Origin of the sequence: Amycolatopsis sp. NBRC 101858 (genome assembly GCF_030269325.1) — a bacterium.
GTDB classification, from domain to species: domain Bacteria; phylum Actinomycetota; class Actinomycetes; order Mycobacteriales; family Pseudonocardiaceae; genus Amycolatopsis; species Amycolatopsis ponsaeliensis.
The window spans coordinates 292,574-311,523 of sequence record NZ_BSTD01000005.1 but is presented as its reverse complement, the minus strand read 5'-3'; the positions used below and the strand labels follow the sequence as shown (position 1 = coordinate 311,523).

General features: G+C 69.0%; 19 protein-coding genes. 10 read left to right on the top strand and 9 right to left on the bottom strand.

All coding sequences use genetic code 11. The features are described from left to right. Positions 1-120: 120 nt before the first annotated feature. Both QSK39_RS35545 and ddaH read right to left on the bottom strand, forming a co-directional pair. Positions 121-774, bottom strand: a complete 654-nt coding sequence (locus QSK39_RS35545; RefSeq protein WP_285482235.1) for a polysaccharide deacetylase family protein — start codon at positions 772-774, stop codon at positions 121-123. Between the two features lie 87 nt (positions 775-861). Next, positions 862-1,707, bottom strand: a complete 846-nt coding sequence (ddaH, locus tag QSK39_RS35540) for a dimethylargininase (RefSeq protein WP_353051104.1) — start codon at positions 1,705-1,707, stop codon at positions 862-864. A 74-nt stretch (positions 1,708-1,781) separates the two neighbouring features. On the opposite strand from ddaH, the gene QSK39_RS35535 reads away from it, so the two are divergent. Next, positions 1,782-2,228, top strand: coding sequence for an Lrp/AsnC family transcriptional regulator (locus tag QSK39_RS35535; protein ID WP_026468878.1), 447 nt, complete (start codon positions 1,782-1,784; stop codon positions 2,226-2,228). A 54-nt stretch (positions 2,229-2,282) separates the two neighbouring features. On the opposite strand, the gene QSK39_RS35530 is transcribed toward QSK39_RS35535, so the two are convergent. Next, positions 2,283-2,651 carry a hypothetical protein gene (locus QSK39_RS35530; RefSeq protein ID WP_285482233.1) on the bottom strand — a complete coding sequence of 123 codons (369 nt, stop codon included), beginning with the start codon at positions 2,649-2,651 and terminating at the stop codon, positions 2,283-2,285. Between the two features lie 22 nt (positions 2,652-2,673). On the opposite strand from QSK39_RS35530, the gene QSK39_RS35525 reads away from it, so the two are divergent. From QSK39_RS35525 to QSK39_RS35510, 4 genes are all read left to right on the top strand, one after another. Continuing rightward, positions 2,674-3,429 carry an enoyl-CoA hydratase gene (locus QSK39_RS35525; RefSeq protein WP_285482232.1) on the top strand — a complete coding sequence of 252 codons (756 nt, stop codon included), beginning with the start codon at positions 2,674-2,676 and terminating at the stop codon, positions 3,427-3,429. A gap of 262 nt (positions 3,430-3,691) precedes the next feature. After that, entirely contained in the window at positions 3,692-5,608 is a 1,917-nt protein-coding gene (locus tag QSK39_RS35520; protein WP_285482231.1) for a 2-oxoacid:acceptor oxidoreductase subunit alpha, read from the top strand. Next, positions 5,605-6,669, top strand: a complete 1,065-nt coding sequence (locus tag QSK39_RS35515; RefSeq protein WP_285482230.1) for a 2-oxoacid:ferredoxin oxidoreductase subunit beta — start codon at positions 5,605-5,607, stop codon at positions 6,667-6,669. Before QSK39_RS35520 ends, QSK39_RS35515 begins: the two co-directional genes overlap by 4 nt. Positions 6,670-6,765: 96 nt before the next feature. Beyond that, the gene (locus QSK39_RS35510) at positions 6,766-7,095 is read left to right on the top strand and encodes a VOC family protein (protein ID WP_285482229.1); all 330 of its coding nucleotides are present in this window, start codon (positions 6,766-6,768) and stop codon (positions 7,093-7,095) included. A gap of 45 nt (positions 7,096-7,140) precedes the next feature. Here the strand turns inward: QSK39_RS35510 and QSK39_RS35505 are convergent, their stop codons facing one another. From QSK39_RS35505 to QSK39_RS35495, 3 genes are all read right to left on the bottom strand, one after another. Continuing rightward, positions 7,141-8,400 carry a sunset domain-containing protein gene (locus tag QSK39_RS35505; protein WP_285482228.1) on the bottom strand — a complete coding sequence of 420 codons (1,260 nt, stop codon included), beginning with the start codon at positions 8,398-8,400 and terminating at the stop codon, positions 7,141-7,143. Positions 8,401-8,416: 16 nt separating this feature from the next. Further along, complete coding sequence (locus QSK39_RS35500) at positions 8,417-9,469, bottom strand: polyprenyl synthetase family protein (protein ID WP_284747852.1); 1,053 nt, start codon at positions 9,467-9,469, stop codon at positions 8,417-8,419. A gap of 116 nt (positions 9,470-9,585) precedes the next feature. Then, the gene (locus QSK39_RS35495) at positions 9,586-9,909 is read right to left on the bottom strand and encodes a DUF6204 family protein (protein ID WP_285482227.1); all 324 of its coding nucleotides are present in this window, start codon (positions 9,907-9,909) and stop codon (positions 9,586-9,588) included. A gap of 171 nt (positions 9,910-10,080) precedes the next feature. Between QSK39_RS35495 and QSK39_RS35490 the strand changes: the two genes are divergently transcribed. The 5 genes from QSK39_RS35490 (at position 10,081) to QSK39_RS35470 (ending at position 13,893) form a co-directional block, all read left to right on the top strand. Beyond that, positions 10,081-10,737 (top strand): hypothetical protein, encoded by a 657-nt coding sequence (locus tag QSK39_RS35490; RefSeq protein ID WP_285482226.1) that lies wholly within the window; start codon positions 10,081-10,083, stop codon positions 10,735-10,737. A 216-nt stretch (positions 10,738-10,953) separates the two neighbouring features. After that, positions 10,954-11,316, top strand: coding sequence for a hypothetical protein (locus tag QSK39_RS35485; protein WP_502873336.1), 363 nt, complete (start codon positions 10,954-10,956; stop codon positions 11,314-11,316). Beyond that, positions 11,316-11,936: a DUF3558 domain-containing protein gene (locus QSK39_RS35480; RefSeq protein ID WP_285482224.1), complete on the top strand. Its 621-nt coding sequence runs from the start codon at positions 11,316-11,318 to the stop codon at positions 11,934-11,936. The genes QSK39_RS35485 and QSK39_RS35480 overlap by 1 nt, the downstream gene beginning before the upstream one ends. 17 nt (positions 11,937-11,953) lie before the next feature. Next, positions 11,954-13,201, top strand: a complete 1,248-nt coding sequence (locus QSK39_RS35475; protein ID WP_285482223.1) for a PPE domain-containing protein — start codon at positions 11,954-11,956, stop codon at positions 13,199-13,201. A 2-nt stretch (positions 13,202-13,203) separates the two neighbouring features. After that, complete coding sequence (locus tag QSK39_RS35470; protein ID WP_285482222.1) at positions 13,204-13,893, top strand: ESX secretion-associated protein EspG; 690 nt, start codon at positions 13,204-13,206, stop codon at positions 13,891-13,893. A 30-nt stretch (positions 13,894-13,923) separates the two neighbouring features. Here QSK39_RS35470 and nuoN read toward each other — a convergent pair whose 3' ends face one another. From nuoN to nuoL, 3 genes are read right to left on the bottom strand one after another with little or no spacing between them, the layout of a single operon-like run. Next, positions 13,924-15,495 carry an NADH-quinone oxidoreductase subunit NuoN gene (gene nuoN, locus QSK39_RS35465; protein ID WP_285482221.1) on the bottom strand — a complete coding sequence of 524 codons (1,572 nt, stop codon included), beginning with the start codon at positions 15,493-15,495 and terminating at the stop codon, positions 13,924-13,926. A gap of 2 nt (positions 15,496-15,497) precedes the next feature. Continuing rightward, complete coding sequence (locus tag QSK39_RS35460) at positions 15,498-17,048, bottom strand: NADH-quinone oxidoreductase subunit M (RefSeq protein WP_285482220.1); 1,551 nt, start codon at positions 17,046-17,048, stop codon at positions 15,498-15,500. Continuing rightward, entirely contained in the window at positions 17,048-18,949 is a 1,902-nt protein-coding gene (gene nuoL, locus QSK39_RS35455) for an NADH-quinone oxidoreductase subunit L (RefSeq protein WP_285482219.1), read from the bottom strand. Before nuoL ends, QSK39_RS35460 begins: the two co-directional genes overlap by 1 nt. Position 18,950 lies beyond the last annotated feature (1 nt).

Sequence of the window (18,950 nt, the reverse complement as noted above, 5' to 3'; positions counted from 1 at the left end):
CCCATCATGCGGGCCCGGTTGACGAAAAGGCTGCTCACCGGTCGCCCGCCCGGGGAAATCGATCCCGGCCCTGTGCCGATGACCGGGACCACACCCGATCCGGCAAAAGCGCTTGCGACGTCAGCGAGCGGGGCGCCGGAACACCCGGCTCACCCAGTTCCCGGCCCGCCGGCGCCCGGCGACGAGCACGTCGTCCAGCCAGGCGCCGTCGAGGTCGTGCCGGAGCTCCGTCCGCGCCTGCAGCCACCCGTCGTGGCTCGCCGCGCCGCCGTCGCTCGTGTACACCCGGGTCGCGCCCGCCTGCCGCAGCCGGGTCAGCACCTGCCGGTCGTACGCGCCGAACGGCAGCGAGAACCGGCGCACCGGACGGCCGCACAGGTCGCCGAGGAGCTTCGGCGCGTCGGTCAGCTCGCGGCGGGCGTGCCGCTCGTCGAGCCTGCGCCAGTCGCGCGGCTCCCATCCGTGCGAGCCGATCTCCATGCCCGCTCGCGCCAGCTCGCGCAGGGCGTCGCGGTCGAGGTAGCCGCGCTGGCCGAGGCGGCCGGCGAGCGGGAAGAACTCCGCCTTCAGGCCGCGGTCGACCAGCCGCGGCAGGACGACCTCGACGTCGGACTCGTTGCCGTCGTCGAAGGTGAGGTGGACGTCGTCGCGTTCGCCGACGGCGTCCAGCACCCGCTCGAACTGCTCGACCGTCACCCAGCGCTCGTCCTCGCCGGGGTCGAGCTGGCGAGCCGGCCGCCCGATCCCGTGCACGGCGAGGTTCACGGTCACCATTCCCCACCGCCTGCCACCGCGAGTAGTCGATTTGTTACCTCGATTAATCGCCATGGCAAACGGGTGAGTTACAGGTTTTCCGGAAAATCAGCCCTTCCGGATTTCCAGGGTGCAGCACTTCGGCCCGCCACCGGCTTTCCGCAGCTCGGAGATGTCGACGTACACCGGCTCGTACCCCCGATCGGCGAGGAGTTCACCCAATCGGGTGGCCTCGACGGGCAGGACGACGTTGCGGCCATCGGACACGCCGTTGAGGCCGAAGCACTCGGCGTCTTCCTTCGTCGCGAGCACGGCGTCCGGGAAGAGCCGCTCGAGCACGCGGCGTGAGCCGGCCGAGAAGGCCTCCGGGTAGTAGACGATCTGCGCGCGCGTCGTGTCCGTCGCTTCGGCGAGCACGAACAGCGCCGTGTCGAGGTGGTAGTAGCGCGGGTCGATCAGGTGCAGCGAGACGACCGGGACGCCGAGGACCTCCTGCGCTTCGGCGTGCGCGGCCGGGTCGGTGCGGAAGCCGGTGCCGGCCAGCAGCAGCGTGCCGGTCCAGGCGAAGTCGCCCTCGGCCTCGTTGATCTTCTCGGGCATGGTGATGTCGCGGTAGCCGTGCTCGACGAACCAGCGGCGGAAGTGCTCGGCTTCGGCGGCGCGCTGCGGCGCGCGGAACCGCGAGCCGAGGACGCGGCCGTCGACGACGGTGCCGGAGTTCGCGGCGAAGACCATGTCGGGCAGGCCGGGCTGGGCGTCGATCTCCTCGACGGTGTGGCCGAGGCGGCGGTAGGTGTCGCGCAGCTCGGTCCACTGCGCGACGGCGACGTCGGCGCTGACCGGCTGGGTCGGGTCCATCCAGGGGTTGATCACGTAGTCCACCGCGAAGTGGCGCGGGGGGCACATCAGGTATCGACGGGTGGTCGGTACGCGCATTGGCGATGATCCCTGCATGATTGCAGGGTAAGGCGCGCCTAAACTCGCAATCAATCGCTGTTCGCTGCGCGTATCTGTGCTAAGTGTTGCGTGTGAACACCATCGACCAGCGAATCGTTTCGTGTCTCGTGGCGAACGCCCGCTCGAGCTACGCGGAGATCGGCAAAGTGGTCGGCCTGTCCGCCCCGGCGGTGAAGCGGCGGGTCGACCGGTTGCTGGAGACGGGCATCCTGCGGGGCTTCACGGCGGTGGTCGACCCGGAGGCGCTGGGCTGGGGCACGGAGGCGTTCGTCGAGGTCACGTGCCAGGGCAACATCACCCCGGCCCGGATCAGGGCCAGGCTGGAGCCGCTCCCGGAGGTGGTGGCGGCGTATACGGTCTCGGGGGCGGCGGACGCGATCGTCCACCTGCGGGCGGCGGACATCCACCACCTGGAGACGGCGCTGGAGCGGCTGCGCGGGCTGGAGATCGTGGACCGGACGGTGTCGACGGTGGTGCTTTCACGGCTGCTGGAGCGGCCGCCGACGCCGGAGGAGTGACGCCTCCGGCCCCCGTTTTCCAGCTTATCGGCGGGCACCGACGATTTCGGGACCTCAGCCCGCGAGGGCCCGCAAGACCAGCGGGGCCTCGTCCGGGTGCAGCCGCAGCTCCGTCCGGCCGCCCGCCGCGTGGAACGTCACCGACTGCTTGTCCACCGCCTGCATCGTCAGCTCGCCCGGGTCGAACGGCACCGGCTCGGAGCCGGGCGTGCGCCACGTCGCCGGGCCCTCGCCCACCGCGATCCAGCCACGCCGTTCGCGACCGGACGTCGCCTCGTCGTCGCGCAGTACGCACGGGAACTCCACCCGCGAGCCGCGGGCGGCGGCCGCGGCCCGGGCGCGGCGACGGCGAGCGCCGAACAGCTCCGACATGTCGATCATCGTCAGCAGGTTGCCGACCAGCACCACCAGCAATTCCCCCATGCACCACTAATACCCTGACCCGATGACCGACAGCATCGTCAGCGAGCACACCGGCGGCGTCGCGCTGCTGACCGTCGACGCGCCCGGCAGCCGCAACGCGCTCACCCTCGACCTCTCCGCCCAGCTCGCGGCCGCCGTCGAAGCCGCCGAACAGGACGAAGACGTCCACGCCGTCGTCATCACCGGCACGCCGCCCGCCTTCTGCGCCGGGGCCGACCTGACCGCGCTGGGCAGCGCCGACGAGACCGGCCTGCGGGCCATCTACGAGGGCTTCCTCGCCGTCGCGCGGTGCACGCTGCCGACCATCGCCGCGGTCGGGGGCGCCGCCGTCGGGGCCGGGCTGAACCTGGCGCTCGCCGCCGACGTCCGGCTCGCCGGGCCGCGCGCGAAGTTCGTCGCCCGGTTCCTCGAGCTCGGGCTGCATCCCGGCGGCGGGATGACCTGGATGACGCAGCGGCTGGCCGGCCCGCAGCAGGCCGCCGCGATGACGTTGTTCGGGCAGCCGCTCGACGCCGACGCCGCCGTGCGCGCCGGCCTGGCGCTCAGAGTGGTCGAAGGCGACCTCGTCGCCGCCGCGAAAGAGCTCGCCGCCCCGGCCGTCGCCGCGCCGCGGGCGGCGCTCCTGGCCACCAAGCGCAGCCTCCGGACGACCGCCTCGCTGGCCGCGCACGCCGACGCCGTCGACGTCGAGATCCAGCCCCAGCTCGCGTCGCTGGCCTCGCCGGAGTTCGCCGACCGGCTCGAGGCCATGCGGGCGCGGATCCGGTCCCATTCCTGATCCCACCAAGTGGACACCCCTACGCGAGACTCGGGTCACAGCGAGGACAGGGGTTTACCCGTTACCATCGGTCACACATATTTGTCGGACCAGCACAGAAGAAGCGGTAGCGCAGTAATGAGGTCGTTCCGGACGGCGGGAGTCTAGGAACATCGTGGTCGGACGCGAGCTAACCTCGTGGTAGGGCCTGGTGATCCGCCTGTCACGACACCGGGCAGGTGACCGATGGCCGCAACGTCGGGAGAGAGGGAATCCCTGACCCATGAGCACGAGTGCGAACGGCAACGGCGCTGGTCACGGCTCGCTCGCCGCGACCAGGCACACCGAGATCAGCAAGCTGGACCGGGTCGTGATCCGGTTCGCGGGCGACTCGGGTGACGGTATGCAGCTGACCGGCGACCGCTTCACTTCCGAGGCTGCCGCGTTCGGCAACGACCTGTCGACGATGCCGAACTTCCCCGCCGAGATCCGGGCTCCGCAGGGCACCATCCCCGGCGTCTCCTCGTTCCAGGTGCACTTCGCCGACTACGACATCCTCACCCCCGGCGACCGCCCGGACGTGCTGGTGGCGATGAACCCGGCCGCGCTCAAGGCGAACCTCGGCGACGTCCCGCACGGCGGGACGATCATCCTCAACACCGACGACTTCATCAAGCGCAACCTGACCAAGGTCGGCTACGCGAACGACCCGCTCGACGACGACACGCTCACGCCCTACCAGGTCCACCGCGTCGCCATGTCGACGCTGACCCAGGGCGCGCTCGCCGACACCGGCCTCGGCAAGAAGGACGCCGAGCGCTGCAAGAACATGTTCGCCCTCGGCCTGCTGTCCTGGATGTACCACCGGCCCACCGACGGCACCGAGCAGTTCCTGCGCGAGAAGTTCGCCAAGAAGCCGGACATCGCCGAGGCCAACATCCTGGCCTTCCGGGCGGGCTGGAACTACGGCGAGACGACCGAGTCGTTCGCGACGACGTTCCAGGTCGCGCCGGCGAAGCTGGCCCAGGGCACCTACCGGCAGATCACCGGCAACACCGCGCTCGCCTACGGGATCGTGGCCGCCGGGCAGCGCTCCGGCCTGCAGATCCTGCTCGGGACCTACCCGATCACGCCGGCGTCGGACATCCTCCACGAGCTGTCCAAGCACAAGAACTTCGGCATCATCACCTTCCAGGCCGAGGACGAGATCGCCGGCATCGGCGCCGCGCTCGGCGCCTCCTACGGCGGCGCGCTCGGCGTCACCTCGACGTCCGGCCCGGGTGTCGCGCTGAAGTCCGAAGCCGTCGGCCTCGGCGTGATGGTGGAGCTGCCGCTGGTCGTCATCGACGTCCAGCGCGGCGGCCCGTCCACCGGCCTGCCGACCAAGACCGAGCAGGCCGACCTGCTGCAGGCGATGTTCGGCCGCAACGGCGAGTCGCCGGTCCCGATCGTCGCGCCGCTGTCCCCCGCGGACTGCTTCGACGCGGCCGTCGAGGCCACCCGGATCGCACTGAAGTACCGCACGCCGGTGCTGCTGCTCTCGGACGGCGCGATCGCCAACGGCTCCGAGCCGTGGCTGATCCCGGACGTCGAGACGCTGCCCGACCTGCACGTCGACTTCGCGTCCGAGCCGAACGCGGACAACGACTCCGGTGAGTTCTGGCCCTACGTGCGTGACCCCGAGACCCTCGCCCGCGCGTGGGCCGTCCCGGGCACGCCCGGGCTGCAGCACCGCATCGGCGGGCTGGAGAAGGCCGACAAGACCGGCCACATCTCCTACGACCCGGCCAACCACGAGAAGATGGTCCGGCTGCGGCAGGCGAAGGTCGACGGCATCGACGTCCCGAACGTCGTGGTCGACGACCCGTCCGGCGGCAAGGCACGCGTGCTGGCGCTGGGCTGGGGCTCGTCCTACGGCCCGATCGGGGCCGCGTGCCGCCGGGTGCGCAAGCTCGGCCTGCCGATCGCGCAGGCGCACCTGCGCCACCTCAACCCGCTGCCGGCCAACCTCGGCGACATCCTGCGCAGCTACGACAAGGTCGTGGTGCCGGAGATGAACCTGGGCCAGCTCGCACTGCTGCTGCGAGCGAAGTACTTGGTCGACGTCCACAGCCACACCAAGGTCGCGGGCATGGCCTTCAAGGCCGAAGAGCTTCAGGACCTGTTCGCGGAGATCATCACTACGGAGGCGGCGAAATGACCGCGATCGACATCGGGCTCCCGACCGTCGGCGGCCTCGACCTTGTGCCGACGACCGACGAGCCGCAGAAAGCCAAGGACTACAAGTCCGACCAGGAAGTCCGCTGGTGCCCCGGCTGCGGCGACTACGTCGTGCTCAACGCGGTGCAGTCCTTCTTGCCCACGCTCGGCCTCAAGCGCGAGAACATCGTCTTCATCTCGGGCATCGGCTGCTCGTCGCGCTTCCCGTACTACCTCAACACCTACGGCATGCACTCGATCCACGGCCGCGCGCCGTCGATCGCGACCGGCCTGGCGACCACGCGCCCGGACCTGTCGGTGTGGGTCGTCACCGGTGACGGCGACGCGCTGTCCATCGGCGGCAACCACCTGATCCACGCGCTGCGCCGCAACGTGAACATCAAGATCCTGCTGTTCAACAACCGGATCTACGGCCTGACCAAGGGCCAGTACTCCCCGACGTCGGGCCAGGGCATGGTCACGAAGTCGACGCCGATGGGGTCGGTGGACACGCCGTTCAACCCGCTCTCGCTGGCGATCGGCGCGGAGGCGTCGTTCGTGGGCCGGGCGATGGACTCCGACCGCAAGGGCCTCACCGAGGTCCTGCAGGCGGCGGCGCAGCACCGCGGGTCGGCGCTGGTGGAGATCTACCAGAACTGCCCGATCTTCAACGACGGCGCGTTCGACGTCCTCAAGGACGCCGACGAGGCCGCCGCCCGGCTGATCCCGCTGCGCGCCGGCGAGCCGATCCGCTTCGGCCCCAACCAGGAGTTCGGCGTCAAGCGCGGTGAATGGGGCGGCCTCGACGTCGCGAAGGTCGCGGACATCGGCGAGGACAACGTCGTGGTGCACGACCCGTCGATCCACGACACGTCGTACGCGTTCGCGCTGTCGCGCCTCGGCGACCAGAGCCTCAACCACGTCCCGACGGGCATCCTCCGCCAGGTCGAGCGCCCGACGTACGACGACGGCGCCCGCGCCCAGGTCGAGCAGGCCCGCGCGGCCCGCACGCCCGACCTGCAGGCGCTCCTGCGCGGCAAGGACACCTGGACGGTCGCGTAGTTCCCGCTCTTCCGAAGGCCGCCACGCCCAGCGCGTGGCGGCCTTCGGCGTTTCGGGGGTTGCCAGAGTTAGGACACGTGTCCTAAGTTTTGGGTCATGCGACCTTTCGTGTTCTTCGACGTCCGGACGTCCGATGCGGACGGCACCAAGCGGTTCTTCGCCGACCTGCTGGGCTGGCAATCGTCCGGCGCCTTGCTGACCGACGACGGTGCGCCGTGGGGCGGCCTGACCGAGCTGGCGCCGGACGACGACCGCGCGCCGCAGTGGCTGCCCTACGCGCCGGTGTCCGATGTGGACACCGCGGCGGCGAAAGCCGTGGAGCTGGGCGGAAAGATCGTGCGGGAGCGCACCGATCTGCCGGTCGGCTCCCTGGTGGTGGTCACCGATCCCGGCGGCGCGGCCATGGTTCTGTTCCAAGCGGCCTGAAACGACGAAGGGCCACCCGGAGGCGGCCCTTCGTCACGGAGAAACTCAGCTGAGCGGCCGGAACCCGACCCGCTCGGCGTCCTCGGCGGTCCGGAACCACACCTCGGCCACCATCTTCGGGAACTGCGCCGATTCCTCGGTGCAGTACCGCAACGCCGTCACGCTCGCCTTCACCTCGAACCCGTCACCGGGCCGCCCGCCACCGGGACGCGGCATCGCCGAGCCGGGGCCGAACGGGCCGGGCGGGACCGCGTCGCCGGCCACCTGCCGCGCGGGCGGCGGTTCCGGTGCGGCCACTGCCGCCTGGTTCGGCTGCACCGACGGCTCGAACAGCGAGCCGCTGTGCGCGCCGGAAACGTCGGTCTCCCGCCGCTCGACGGTGCGCATCGACGGCTGGATCGGTTGCGGCGCCTCGAACCCGCCGCGCAGCGCCTCCCGCGGCTGCCGCTTCGGCAGCACCTGCGTCGCCTCGGCCGGGGTCTCCGGCGGCACGTCCAGCTCGCCGTTGGCCCCGGAGTCATCGCCGGCGAACGCGTACTGCGGCGCCTCTTCCGGCTCGGACTCTTCGGCCTCCTCGACCTTTTCGCCGCCGACCGAGAGGTAGCGCGTGCGCTCCATCGGCTCCTCGAACGCCGACCGCTCGGACGGCGGCTCGTGGTCGAACCAGTCCGGCGCCGGCGCGTGCGACTCCTCGGCCGGGGGCTGGAACAGCGAACCGGCGGCGGGTTCCGCGTCGAGCTGCTGCTCGAGCCGCGAAAGCGCCGGCGTGGCCGGCTCGAGGTCGTCCTCCGGCGCCAGGTATTCGCTCGCGGCCGTGCGGTACGGGTCCTCGTCCTCCGGCTCGGCGACCGGAGCCATGACCTGGGTCTCCGAAGCCCGGTACGAAGCGTCGTCCTCGGGCTCGTGCTCCGGCCGGAAGGCGTCGTCGGGGTCCGGGTGCGCCCCCGGCGGCACCTGCGAATCCAGCTCGGCGAAGTCCGCGTCGATGTCGTCGTGGACGTCGTCGCGGTTGAGCGGCGCCGCGGCGACCAGCGTGCCCGGGTACGACGTCTCCTGCCGCGACGGCGCCGGCTCCGGCCGCGGCTCGGGCCGGCGTTCCGGCCGGGAGAAGACCTCGGTGCCCGGCGCGGCCAGCCCGGCGGCGTTCGCGGGGGTGCGCGCGGCGTCGGCGTGGGCCTGCGCCAGCGAACTCTCCAACTTGCGAACGCTCTTGCGGAGCGGCAGCACCAGCACCAGCCAGGTGAGGAGGACTCCGACGAAGAACGCGGCGAGGCTCCACAGCCAAACCTGTCCGAATATGGACATCTATCCCTGCCCCTGTTTAGTGCGTGCGCGCGACCAGGTAGTCGGCGACCGACTCGCACGCGTCCCGGGCGGGTGACGCGGGCAACGCGGCAAGCTCGGCTCGCGCGCGCTGAGCGTAGTCGGAAAGGGTGACGCGTGCGCGTTCGAGTCCGCTACTCGCCCGCAGCAGCTCCAGCGCCTCCTGGACGACGGCGTCGTCGGCGATCGGGCCCGAAAGCAGCTCGGTGAGCCGCGGATCCGTGTCCGGATCGGCCAGTGCGTACAGCATCGGCAGCGTCCGGACGCCTTCGCGCAGGTCGGTGCCCTGCGCCTTGCCGAGCTCGTCGGACGGCGAGGCGATGTCGATGATGTCGTCGGAGATCTGGAACGCGGTGCCGATGATGTCGCCGAACCGGCGCAGCGCCTGGATGTGCTCCTCGGCGGCGCCGGACATCATCCCGCCGAAGCGGCCGGACGTCGCGATCAGCGAGCCGGTCTTCTGCGCGATCACGGTGAGGTAGTGCGCGACTGCGTCGTCACCCGGTCCGGGGCCGACGGTCTCGCGCATCTGGCCGGTGACCAGCTCGCCGAAGGTCTCGGCGATGATCCGCGCCGCGTCCGTGCCGAGGTCGGCGACCAGGCGCGAGGCGTGGGCGAAGAGGAAGTCGCCGGTGAGGATGGCGATGGTGTTGTCCCAGCGCGCGTTGACGCTCTCGGCGCCGCGGCGCATGTCCGCCTCGTCCATGACGTCGTCGTGGTAGAGCGTGGCGAGGTGCACCAGCTCGACCGCGGCGGCGGCGATCACGACGTGGTCGTCCTGCTTCGGGCCGAACTGCGCCGACAGCAGGGTGAACAGCGGGCGGAAGCGTTTGCCCCCCGCCTCGACCAGGTGCAACGCGGCGTCGTTGACGGCCTGGACGTCGCTGCGGACGACGTCGCGCAGCAGCTTCTCGACGTCGGCCAGCCCGGTGGCGATCGCGCGCAGCAGGGTCTCGTCGGCGATCTGCAGGCCGACCGACGCGCGCAGGTCCTCGAGGGCGCCACCCGGCGCAGCGGGGAGGGATCCCGCCCCGGGGGCTGGGGAAGGCACAGACACGTCGGCTCCGCTCTACTCGTGCACCGGTCGGGTTATGCCTTTGAGCGTAGTGGCTACCCCGCGCGGTCGTTTACCCGCTGTCCTGCGGAAACGGTGACGAACATGACACCTCAGCGGCGCTTGATCCGGATGTCGTCCATGCAGGTCGAGCTGACGGTGAGGTCGCGGTGCGGATAGCCCTCCCGCTCCAGCAGTTCCATGGCCATCAGCTCGGCTTCGTCGTGGGCCCGCTGCGTGGCGTCGTCACCGGGAGCGACGTCGACGGCGACCCGGAAGCTGAAGCCGCCCAGGTGGTGACTGTAGGTGAGCGTGCCTTCCGGGCTGAAGAGCTGCCCGCCGAGGTCGTCTTCTTTGAGGGCGCTCAGCAGCTTCTCGCGAGTGGCCTGGGTGGGCCGGTCGAACTTGCCCCGGACGAGGACGCGGTAGGTCGGCATGCGCGGCAATATACAGAGCTGTATCCGGATACCGCAGGGATTATCCGATGGGTGGTTCATGATCCACGAAGGGGTGATCAGCGGTTTCGGGCGCAACGGACGTCTCCGGCGGGCGGATATTCAGGTTCGAGGAAGAGCGTCGCTCTCCCCGGTCGGCAAGGAGGACGCGACATGCGCAACACGATCGCGAGGCGGGGTGCGCTCGCCGGAACACTGATGTTGGCCGGTCTCGCCGTCACGGCGGCGCCGGCGCAGGCCGCACCGCAGCCGGGCGTGGCCCAGATCGGCTCGGCGGACTTCACGAAGGGTGACGCGGCGGTCAAGGTGCCGGTCCAGGCGAAGTGCTCGATCGACGGCCCGACGAGCGCAACGGCCCCGAAGGTGACGAAGACGGGCATCACGTTCGGCGGCGGCACGTCGTCCTGCACGACAACGGTGACGGACCCGGACACGGACACGACGTCGACGAAGTCCACGGCAACGGGCAAGGCGTTCGAGCTGTCGGCCCTGGTGAGCGCGGGCGGCCCGCGGATCAAGCTGTCGACGTACACGGTGACCTGCGCGGCAACGCAGACGCAGACGAGCGCGAACTGGAGCTACGGCGGGATGTCGGGCATCCCGAACCCGCCGAGCCCGGTCCCGGTGGGGTACACGGCGCCGCTCAAGAAGTCCAACGGGACGGTGCTGGCGAACGCGGTGTTCAACATCCAGAACCTCCCGGGCGACGGCAGCATCGGGTTGACGATGCTGCGGATCGATTTCCTCCCGGCATCGGGAATCAGCGGCCAGGTGGTGCTGGGGCATACGTCCTGTTCACCAACCCCGTAGCGAAGTGGAGGGCCGCGGCCGAGGGGGCCGCGGCCCTCGTTCTTTCCCGGCTTTGGGGGTGTGGGAACCCTGGTAGTGTGTCCGCCGTCGGATACGCAGGGTGCCCGGGGCGGAGCACACTGCAAGCTAGGGGAGAGCTGATGACGACGGGGTTGAGTAATGCCTGAGGGTCCGGTTTACGACCCGCACGGGACCAGGCGGGCACCGCTGAGGCCGGTGACCCACCATGCGGGGTCTTATGGGGGCGAGAGCCCGGCTGGGGCTGGCGGGTTCGAGTACGACGAGGCGACGCTGCACGAACTGGTCAAGGAGTGGCGAGACCTCGCGCGCGAGTTCCGCGCTGACGTAGCACAGGCAGAAACACTAGGGCGAGCGCAGGGGCCCGGCCTGGAATACGCGAGTGCAGGTAACGCCGAACTGGTTCGGGCCTCAGGAAAGGCCTTGACCGAGACTTTGCTACAGCGGGCAAGGTACTGCGAGGCGATGGCCGACAAGTTTGTTGCCGCACTAGGCAAGTACGCGAATGCCGAAGAGTCCCACGCCACCGAAATCGGCAACACCACGAAAGGTACCCTCTAGTGCGCCGCGTCCTGCTTTTGGCTTGCGTTGGGTCGTTGATTCTCTCGGCATGTTCGCCCGAGACGTCAGGTACGGCGTCTCCGGCGAACACGCCGAGTTCGCCCGAGGCCCCAAGCACGGGGCAGGAAGTCCCCGGTCCGGGCGTACCGAAGGTCGAAAACCCGATCGATACAACGCGTTTTGCTTCTGAGCCGTGTTCCGCGTTGACCGATTCTCAGGTCAACGATGTCTTCGGTCGCTCGGTGATTCCCAAACCGGATCTAAAGGCGCCGGCGGGCCCGACCTGCGGATGGGATCCAGCTGACGGTTCCGGGGCCAGCGTCAACGTCATTTTCGCGACGGTCGATGACCTCGGACTGACTGGTGTCTACCGCGCACGCGGGACCAACTACAAGCTGTTCGAGCCGCTGGGACCGATCGAGGGCTATCCCGCGGTCATCTATGGGACCTCAGATTACCGGTCGGAGGGCGTGTGCTCCTTGGCTATCGGAACGAGCGACCGCTCTACGGTCGACCTGACGGTTACGCAGTCTCGCACAAAAATCGGACAGATCGATCCCTGCCAAGCGGCCCAGACTGTCGCATCCAAAGTGATGACTTCTTTGAAGCGGGGAAAATGATGCCTGCAGAAGGACCCTTGACGGCGGCAGAAATATTTCAGCAGATCACCGGCGGTGAAGGTACCGGTTCGCTGGCCGATGCGCACGACAGTGCTACCCAGCTGACCACTCGGATGGTTGAGCGGGCTCAGCGGATCAGCTCCCTCCGTGCCGAGACCATGTCCGGCTGGCAGGGTGGCGCCGGGAACTCTGCCGCTGATGCCACCCTTCCCCTTGTTCAAGCCGCCGCTGATGATGCTGTTCATCTTGAGACTGCTCGGACTGCTGTTGGTGCTCAAATGGATGCCTTTGGGACTGCCAAGAACTCCGTCAAACCCGTTGCCCCTCAGCCTCCCGAGATCACTCCTGTCGATGTTCTTCATGCCATCAATGGGGACGGCCTCGGCTCCTACACCACCAAAGTTGCCGGCTGGCAGGCTGATAGCCAGGCCAATATCGATGCCTTCAGCGCCTATCACTCCGCCAGTGGCACCAATGGTGGGCAGATGCCCGCGCAGTACGCTCAGCTTGCCGGTTCCGGGGCGCCCGTTGGCATGACCACTTCGCGGGATGACGCCGGGCGTAAGGCTGGCCCCACCGATACCGGTGAATGGGCTCGGAAGCCGCAAGTTCCCGCGCAGCAAAGTCGGCAGACTGTGCAACCCGGACAGAGCCAGGTTCAAAACCAGAACCAAACGCAAAACCAGTTCCAGAACCAAAATCAGGTCCAGAACCAGGTTCAACAACCCAGCAACCCGGACAGCACCCACGCCAACAGCTACGTCCCCAAGCCCGTCATGCCTCCCGCCGCTCAAGGTGAGTATCAGTTCGGGCCCACCGGGCAGTTCGGCGGCGAATCCGGCGGGAACGCCTTCGGACCCGGTACCGGGGGCTACTCCGGCGGCGGCTTCGGGCCCGGCACCGGTGGCTACGGAACCAACCCCGGAACAGGCACCGGCTACCGCCCGGGAACAGGAACAGGAACAGGCGCAGGAACAGGCTCAGGAGCAACACCAGGCTCAACCATGCGATCCCCCGGAGTGAGCACCGGCTCCCGCATGCCGGAAGAGCGACTCGGCGGCGCCACCCGTGGCACACCCGGCGCTCGCGGTGCCAACGGTATGCCCATGGGCGCCCCCGCCAACGGCCGTGGTGGCAAAGAAGAAGACAAAGAAAAGAAGTCCGCCGCCTACCTGCGCAACCCCGACCCCGACGAAACCTTCGGCGGGTTCATCGAAAAGCCGATGCCTCCGGTGATCGGCGAGAACCGGCCCAAGAACCAGTGACCATGCTCAACGCCGAACTCACCCTGAACACCCTGCTCACCGCCCTGCGCAACGTCGGCTGCGGCGACCCGCACCCGGTCTTCGCGCAGGGACTCCGGTACATCCCGCCGTCGGCCAAGAACGCCGTCGATCGCGAAGCCTTCGAAGAACTCAGCCACTACGGCTTCACCCAAGGCGACGGCTTCACGCCCGAATTCGAAGACGTCCTGCACCTCATCGACCGCCCGGCGAACGAGTTCTACGCCTACGCCCGCGACACCGAAAGCCAGATCGGCATCCTCGTCGCCGCCCGGAGTCGGACCGCTGTCAGCGTTGTCTGCCGGGGTGAAACGGTCGAACTCGCCGGTGTCTCCCCCGACACCCACCCCGCCGACGCCCTGGTCGCACGGCTGCCACCGTGGCGAAGCGCGCCGATCAAGCCCTTCTCGCTTCCCCAGGATGACTTCAAACCGCAGGAAGAAAGCGACATCTTCGACGACGCCCCCGCCCGCAGCCGGGAAGCGCAGGAGCTCGACGCCCTCTTCCAGCAGCCCCACTTCGGCATCGGGCAGCTCTACGCCGGGACCACGACCGTCAACTACCTGGACGTCGAAGCCGGACGTGTCGGGATCGCCCTCGCCGACGGCTACATCAGCGTCCTGCCCGGTGATCCGAAACAACTCGGCCACAAACTAAAGGCCGCCACCCCCTGACAAAGGGAGTGGCGGCCTGAAGAACCGGACTCAGGAAGCGAAACCGCCCGCGCCGGCCCAGCTCAGCGCGAACGCCGGGACCAGGCCGAGGATCAGCGTCACCGCCGTGCCCAGGAAGATCGCCGCTCCCGTGCCGAAGCCCGGGACCGAGACCGACGGGCCGTCGGCCGCCGGCTCGGAGAAGTACATCAGCACGATCACCCGCAGGTAGAAGAACGCCGCCACCGCGCTGAACACCAGGGCCACCACCACCAGCGGGGCCATCCCGTCCGACAGCGCCGCCGAGAACACCACGAACTTGCCCACGAACCCGGACGTCAACGGGATCCCCGCCAGCGCCAGCAGCAAGAACGTGAAGACCCCGGCCACGAGCGGCGACCGCTTCGCCAGCCCGGCCCACGCCGAGAGGTGCGTTGCCTCACCCGAGGAATCACGCACCAGGCTGATCACGCCGAACGCCGCCAGCGTCGTGAAGCCGTACGCCAGCAGGTAGAACAGCGTGCTGGACAGGCCATCGCGAGTCATCGCGATCGCGCCGATCAGCAGGAAGCCCGCGTGCGCGATCGACGAGTACGCGATCATGCGCTTGACGTCCGTCTGCGTGAGGCCCAGCACCGCGCCGATCACCATCGAGATGATCGCGACGGCCCAGAGGACACCGCGCCACTCCCAGCTCGTCGAGCCGAACGCCACCGACAGCACCCGCAGGATCCCGCCGAACGCCGCGACCTTCGTGCACGCCGCCATGAACGCCGTCACCGGCGTCGGGGCTCCCTGGTACACGTCCGGGGTCCACGTGTGGAACGGGCCGACCGACCCCTTGAACAGCAGGCCCACCACCAGCAGGCCGAGGCCCGCGAACAACAGCGTGTCCGACCGGTCCGAACCCGCCGCCGCGGCCGCGATGTCCGCCAGCTTCACGGAGTTCGCGTAGCCGTACAGCAGCGCGAGTCCATAAAGGAAGAACGCCGAGGAGAACGCGCCCAGCAGGAAGTACTTGACCGCCGCTTCCTGCGACAGGAGCCGGCGACGCCGGGCCAGGCCGCACATCAGGTACAGCGGCAGCGAAAGCACTTCCAGCGCGATGAACATCGTCAGCAGGTCGTTCGACGCGCAGAACGCCATCATGCCGCCGAGCGCGAACAGCGTGAGCGGGAACACCTCGGTCTGCATGACCGTCGCCGTCTGCGCGCGGTCCTGGACCGTGCCCGGGCGGATGCCGGCCTGCGCGACCAGCGCGCCGCCCGGCTCGACCACGCGGTCGGAGATCAGCAGCACCGCGCCGACCGCCAGGGCCAGCAGCGTGCCCCAGAGGAACAGCGCCGGCTTGTCGATCGAGATCGCGCCGCTGAACGTCTTCACGCCGCCCGCGGGCGCGTCACCGGTCGCGTAGAGGAACAGGCTGACGCCGGCCGCGACGATGGCCGCCAGGCTCAGCCCGACCTGCAGGCCGAAGCGCGAGCGCTTCGCGGCGAACGCCTCGACCAGCACGCTGACGCACGCCGCGCCGAAGACGATCAGCATCGGCAGGACGGCCGGGTAGTCGATCGACGGCGTCGCGATCGGCGGCTCCGGCGCCTGGGTCAGGAGGATGTCGAGCACGATTACTTGCCTCCCTGGACCGCGGACAGCGTCTGCTGCACCGTCGGGGTGACTGTGTCGAGCACCGGCTTCGGGTAGAAGCCGAGGAAGAGGACCAGCACGACCAGCGGCGCCAGGATCGCGATCTCACGGCCGCTCAGGTCCCGGATGGCCTTCTTCGCGCCCAGCTCCGGCGCCATCGCGGTGCCGGGGCCGCCGCCGACGCCCACCAGGGCGTCTCCGCGGACCGGCCCCTGCATGACGCGCTGGTAGAGCCACAGGACGTACGCCGCGGCGAGGACCATGCCCACCGTGGCGAGGATCGTGTACACCGGCTGGTCCACGAACGCCCCGATGAGCACCAGGAACTCGGAGACGAACGAGTTGGTGCCCGGCAGCGAAAGCGTGGACAGGCCGGCGAGCAGGAACAGGCCCGCCAGCAGCGGCGTCACCTTCGCCATGCCGCCGTAGTCGGAGATCTTCGAAGACCCGCCGCGCGCGATCACCAGGCCGATCACCACGATCAGCATGCCGGTGGCGATGCTGTGGTTCAGCATGTACGTCGCCGAGCCGACCATCGCCTGCTCGTTGAACGCGAAGATGCCGAGCGAGATGAAGCCGAAGTGCGCGATCGAGACGTAGGCGATGAACCGCTTCATGTCCCGCTGGCCGGCCGCGAGGATCGATCCGTAGAGGACACCGATCACCGAGAGCACCAGCACCAGCGGCGCCAGCGTCTTGCTCGCGTCCGGGAACATCGGCAGGCAGTAGCGCAGGAACCCGAACGTGCCGACCTTGTCCAGCACGCCGACCAGCAGGACGGCGACGCCGATGGGCGCCTCCCCCGCCGCGTCCGGCAGCCAGGTGTGGAACGGCACCAGCGGCGCCTTGATCGCGAACGCCAGGAAGAACCCGAGGAACAGCCAGATCTGCGTGGACAGCGGGGCGTCACGGACGACCGTGACGAGAGTGGCCCAGTCGAACGTGCCCTTGCCTAGCTTGTCCGACGCCAGCGAGTACGCCCCGATCGCCGAGGCCAGCATGATCAGGCCGCCGAGGAACGAGTAGAGGAAGAACTTGACCGCCGCGTACTGCCGGTTCCCGCCGCCGTAGCCGCCGATCAGGAAGTACATCGGGATCAGCATGATCTCGAACAGCACGTAGAACAGGAAGACGTCGGTCGCGGCGAACACGCCGATCGTGAGCGCTTCCTGCAGCAGGATCAGCGAGAGGAACCCGCCCGCGCTGCGGCCCGGCGGCAGCTTGTCCAGCGTGCCGAGCCCGCCGACGACGATCGGCACCAGCAGCGCGATCACCGCGATCATGATCAGCGAGATGCCGTCCGTGCCGAACGCGATGTGCACGCCGAAACTCGGGATCCAGTCGAAGCTCGACGTCTGCTGCAGCCGCGCGCCGGACGGCGAGTAGCTCGCCCAGAACGGGATCACGAGCAGGAACTCGAGGATCGAGAACCCCAGCGCGGCCAGCACCGCGGCGCGGTCGTTCCCCTTGAGGAACGCCAGCACCAGGGAACCGGCGAGCGGCACCAGGATGAGGATGAGCAACCAGGTCATCAGGAGAACCTCACCAGCAGGAGAGCCGCCAGAAGCAGGAACGCGCCGCCCAGCATCGAGAGCGCGTAGGACCGGACGAAGCCGGTCTGGAGCCGCCTCAGCCGGCCGGAGCCGCCGCCGAGGGAGGCGGCCAGGCCGTTGACCGCGCCGTCGACGCCGCGGTTGTCGACGAACACCAGCGCCCGCGAGAGCCAGGTGCCCGGACGGGCGACCAGCGTCTCGTTGAGGACGTTGCCGTAGAGGTCCTTGCGCGCCGCGCGGGTGACGAACGAGACCCGCTGCGGCTGCTCGACCGGGATGTCACGGCGGAAGATCAGGTACGCGATCAGCACGCCCAGCACCGAGAACACGATCGCGGCGACGGAGATCACCCAGGCGTCGAACGGCGCGTGGTGGGCTTCCTCGAGCTTGCCGACCGAGGGAGTCAGCCACTCGGCGAAACGGTCGCCGAGGGCGAAGAACGCACCGGCGCCGACCGAACCGACCGCCAGCACCGCCATCGGGATCCACATGATCGCCTTGGACTCGTGGGGATGGAAGTCCCGGCCGTCGGAGGACTTGATGTCCTTCCAGCGCTCCTTGCCGAAGAACGTCATCACCATCAAGCGCGTCATGTAGAACGCGGTGAGCCCGGCGCCCAGCAGCGCGGCGCCGCCCATCACCCAGCCGCGCCAGCCGCCCTGGCCGAACGCCGCTTCGATGATCGCGTCCTTGGTGAAGAAGCCCGACAGCGGCGGGATGCCGATCAGGGCCAGGTAGCCGAGGCCGAAGGTGATGAAGGTGATCGGCATCTTCTTGCGCAGGCCGCCGAACTTCCGCATGTCGACCTCGTCGTTCATGCCGTGCATGACCGACCCGGCCCCGAGGAACAGCCCGGCCTTGAAGAAGCCGTGCGCGACCAGGTGCATGATGCCCAGCGCGTACGCGATGGGCCCGAGCCCGACCGCCAGCATCATGTAGCCGATCTGGCTGACCGTGGAGTACGCGAGGACCTTCTTGATGTCGTCGTACGCGCAGCCGATGATGCACCCGAGCAGCAGCGTCACCGTGCCGACGAGCGTGACGATCAGCCTGCCGTCCTCGGTGGCGTTGAAGATGTCCTTCGAGCGGGCCACCAGGTAGACACCGGCCGTGACCATCGTTGCCGCGTGGATCAGGGCCGACACCGGGGTCGGGCCCTCCATCGCGTCCGGGAGCCAGGCCTGGAGCGGGAACTGGCCGGACTTACCGCAGGCGCCCAGCAGGAGCAGGATCGCCATCGCGGTGATCGCCGCCGGCGAGAACTTGCCGTCCGCGACCGCCTGGAAGACCTGCGCGTAGCCGGTCGAGCCCGCGTACTTGAACATGATGAAGATCGCCAGCGCGAGCCCGACGTCACCGACGCGGTTCATCAGGAACGCCTTCTTCGCCGCGGTCGCGGCGGACGGGCGGCCCTGGTACCAGCCGATGAGCAGGTAGGACGCGAGACCCACGCCTTCCCAGCCGAGGTACAGCGTCACGAAGCTGTTGCCCAGCACCAGGATCAGCATCGACGCGACGAAGAGGTTCAGGTACGCGAAGAAGCGGTACCGGCCTTCGTCGTCGGCCATGTAGCCGATCGAGTAGTAGTGGATCAGCATGCCGACGCCGGTGATGAGCAGCACGAACGTCAGCGACAGCGCGTCGATCCGCAGCCCGAAGTCCACCTGCAGCTGGCCGACCGGAATCCACGAATAGACCTTGGTGTCGGTCGTGGTGCCCGTGTCGGCGGTGAAGAACAGGATCAGCCCGTAGACGAAGGCGAGGGTGACGGTGGCACAGCCGAGCAGATGCCCCCAGGCCTTCGCGCGCTTGCCCATGAGCAGCAGGACGAGCGCGCCGACGGCAGGGAGGGCCACCAGCAGCCACGATGATGCGGTCACT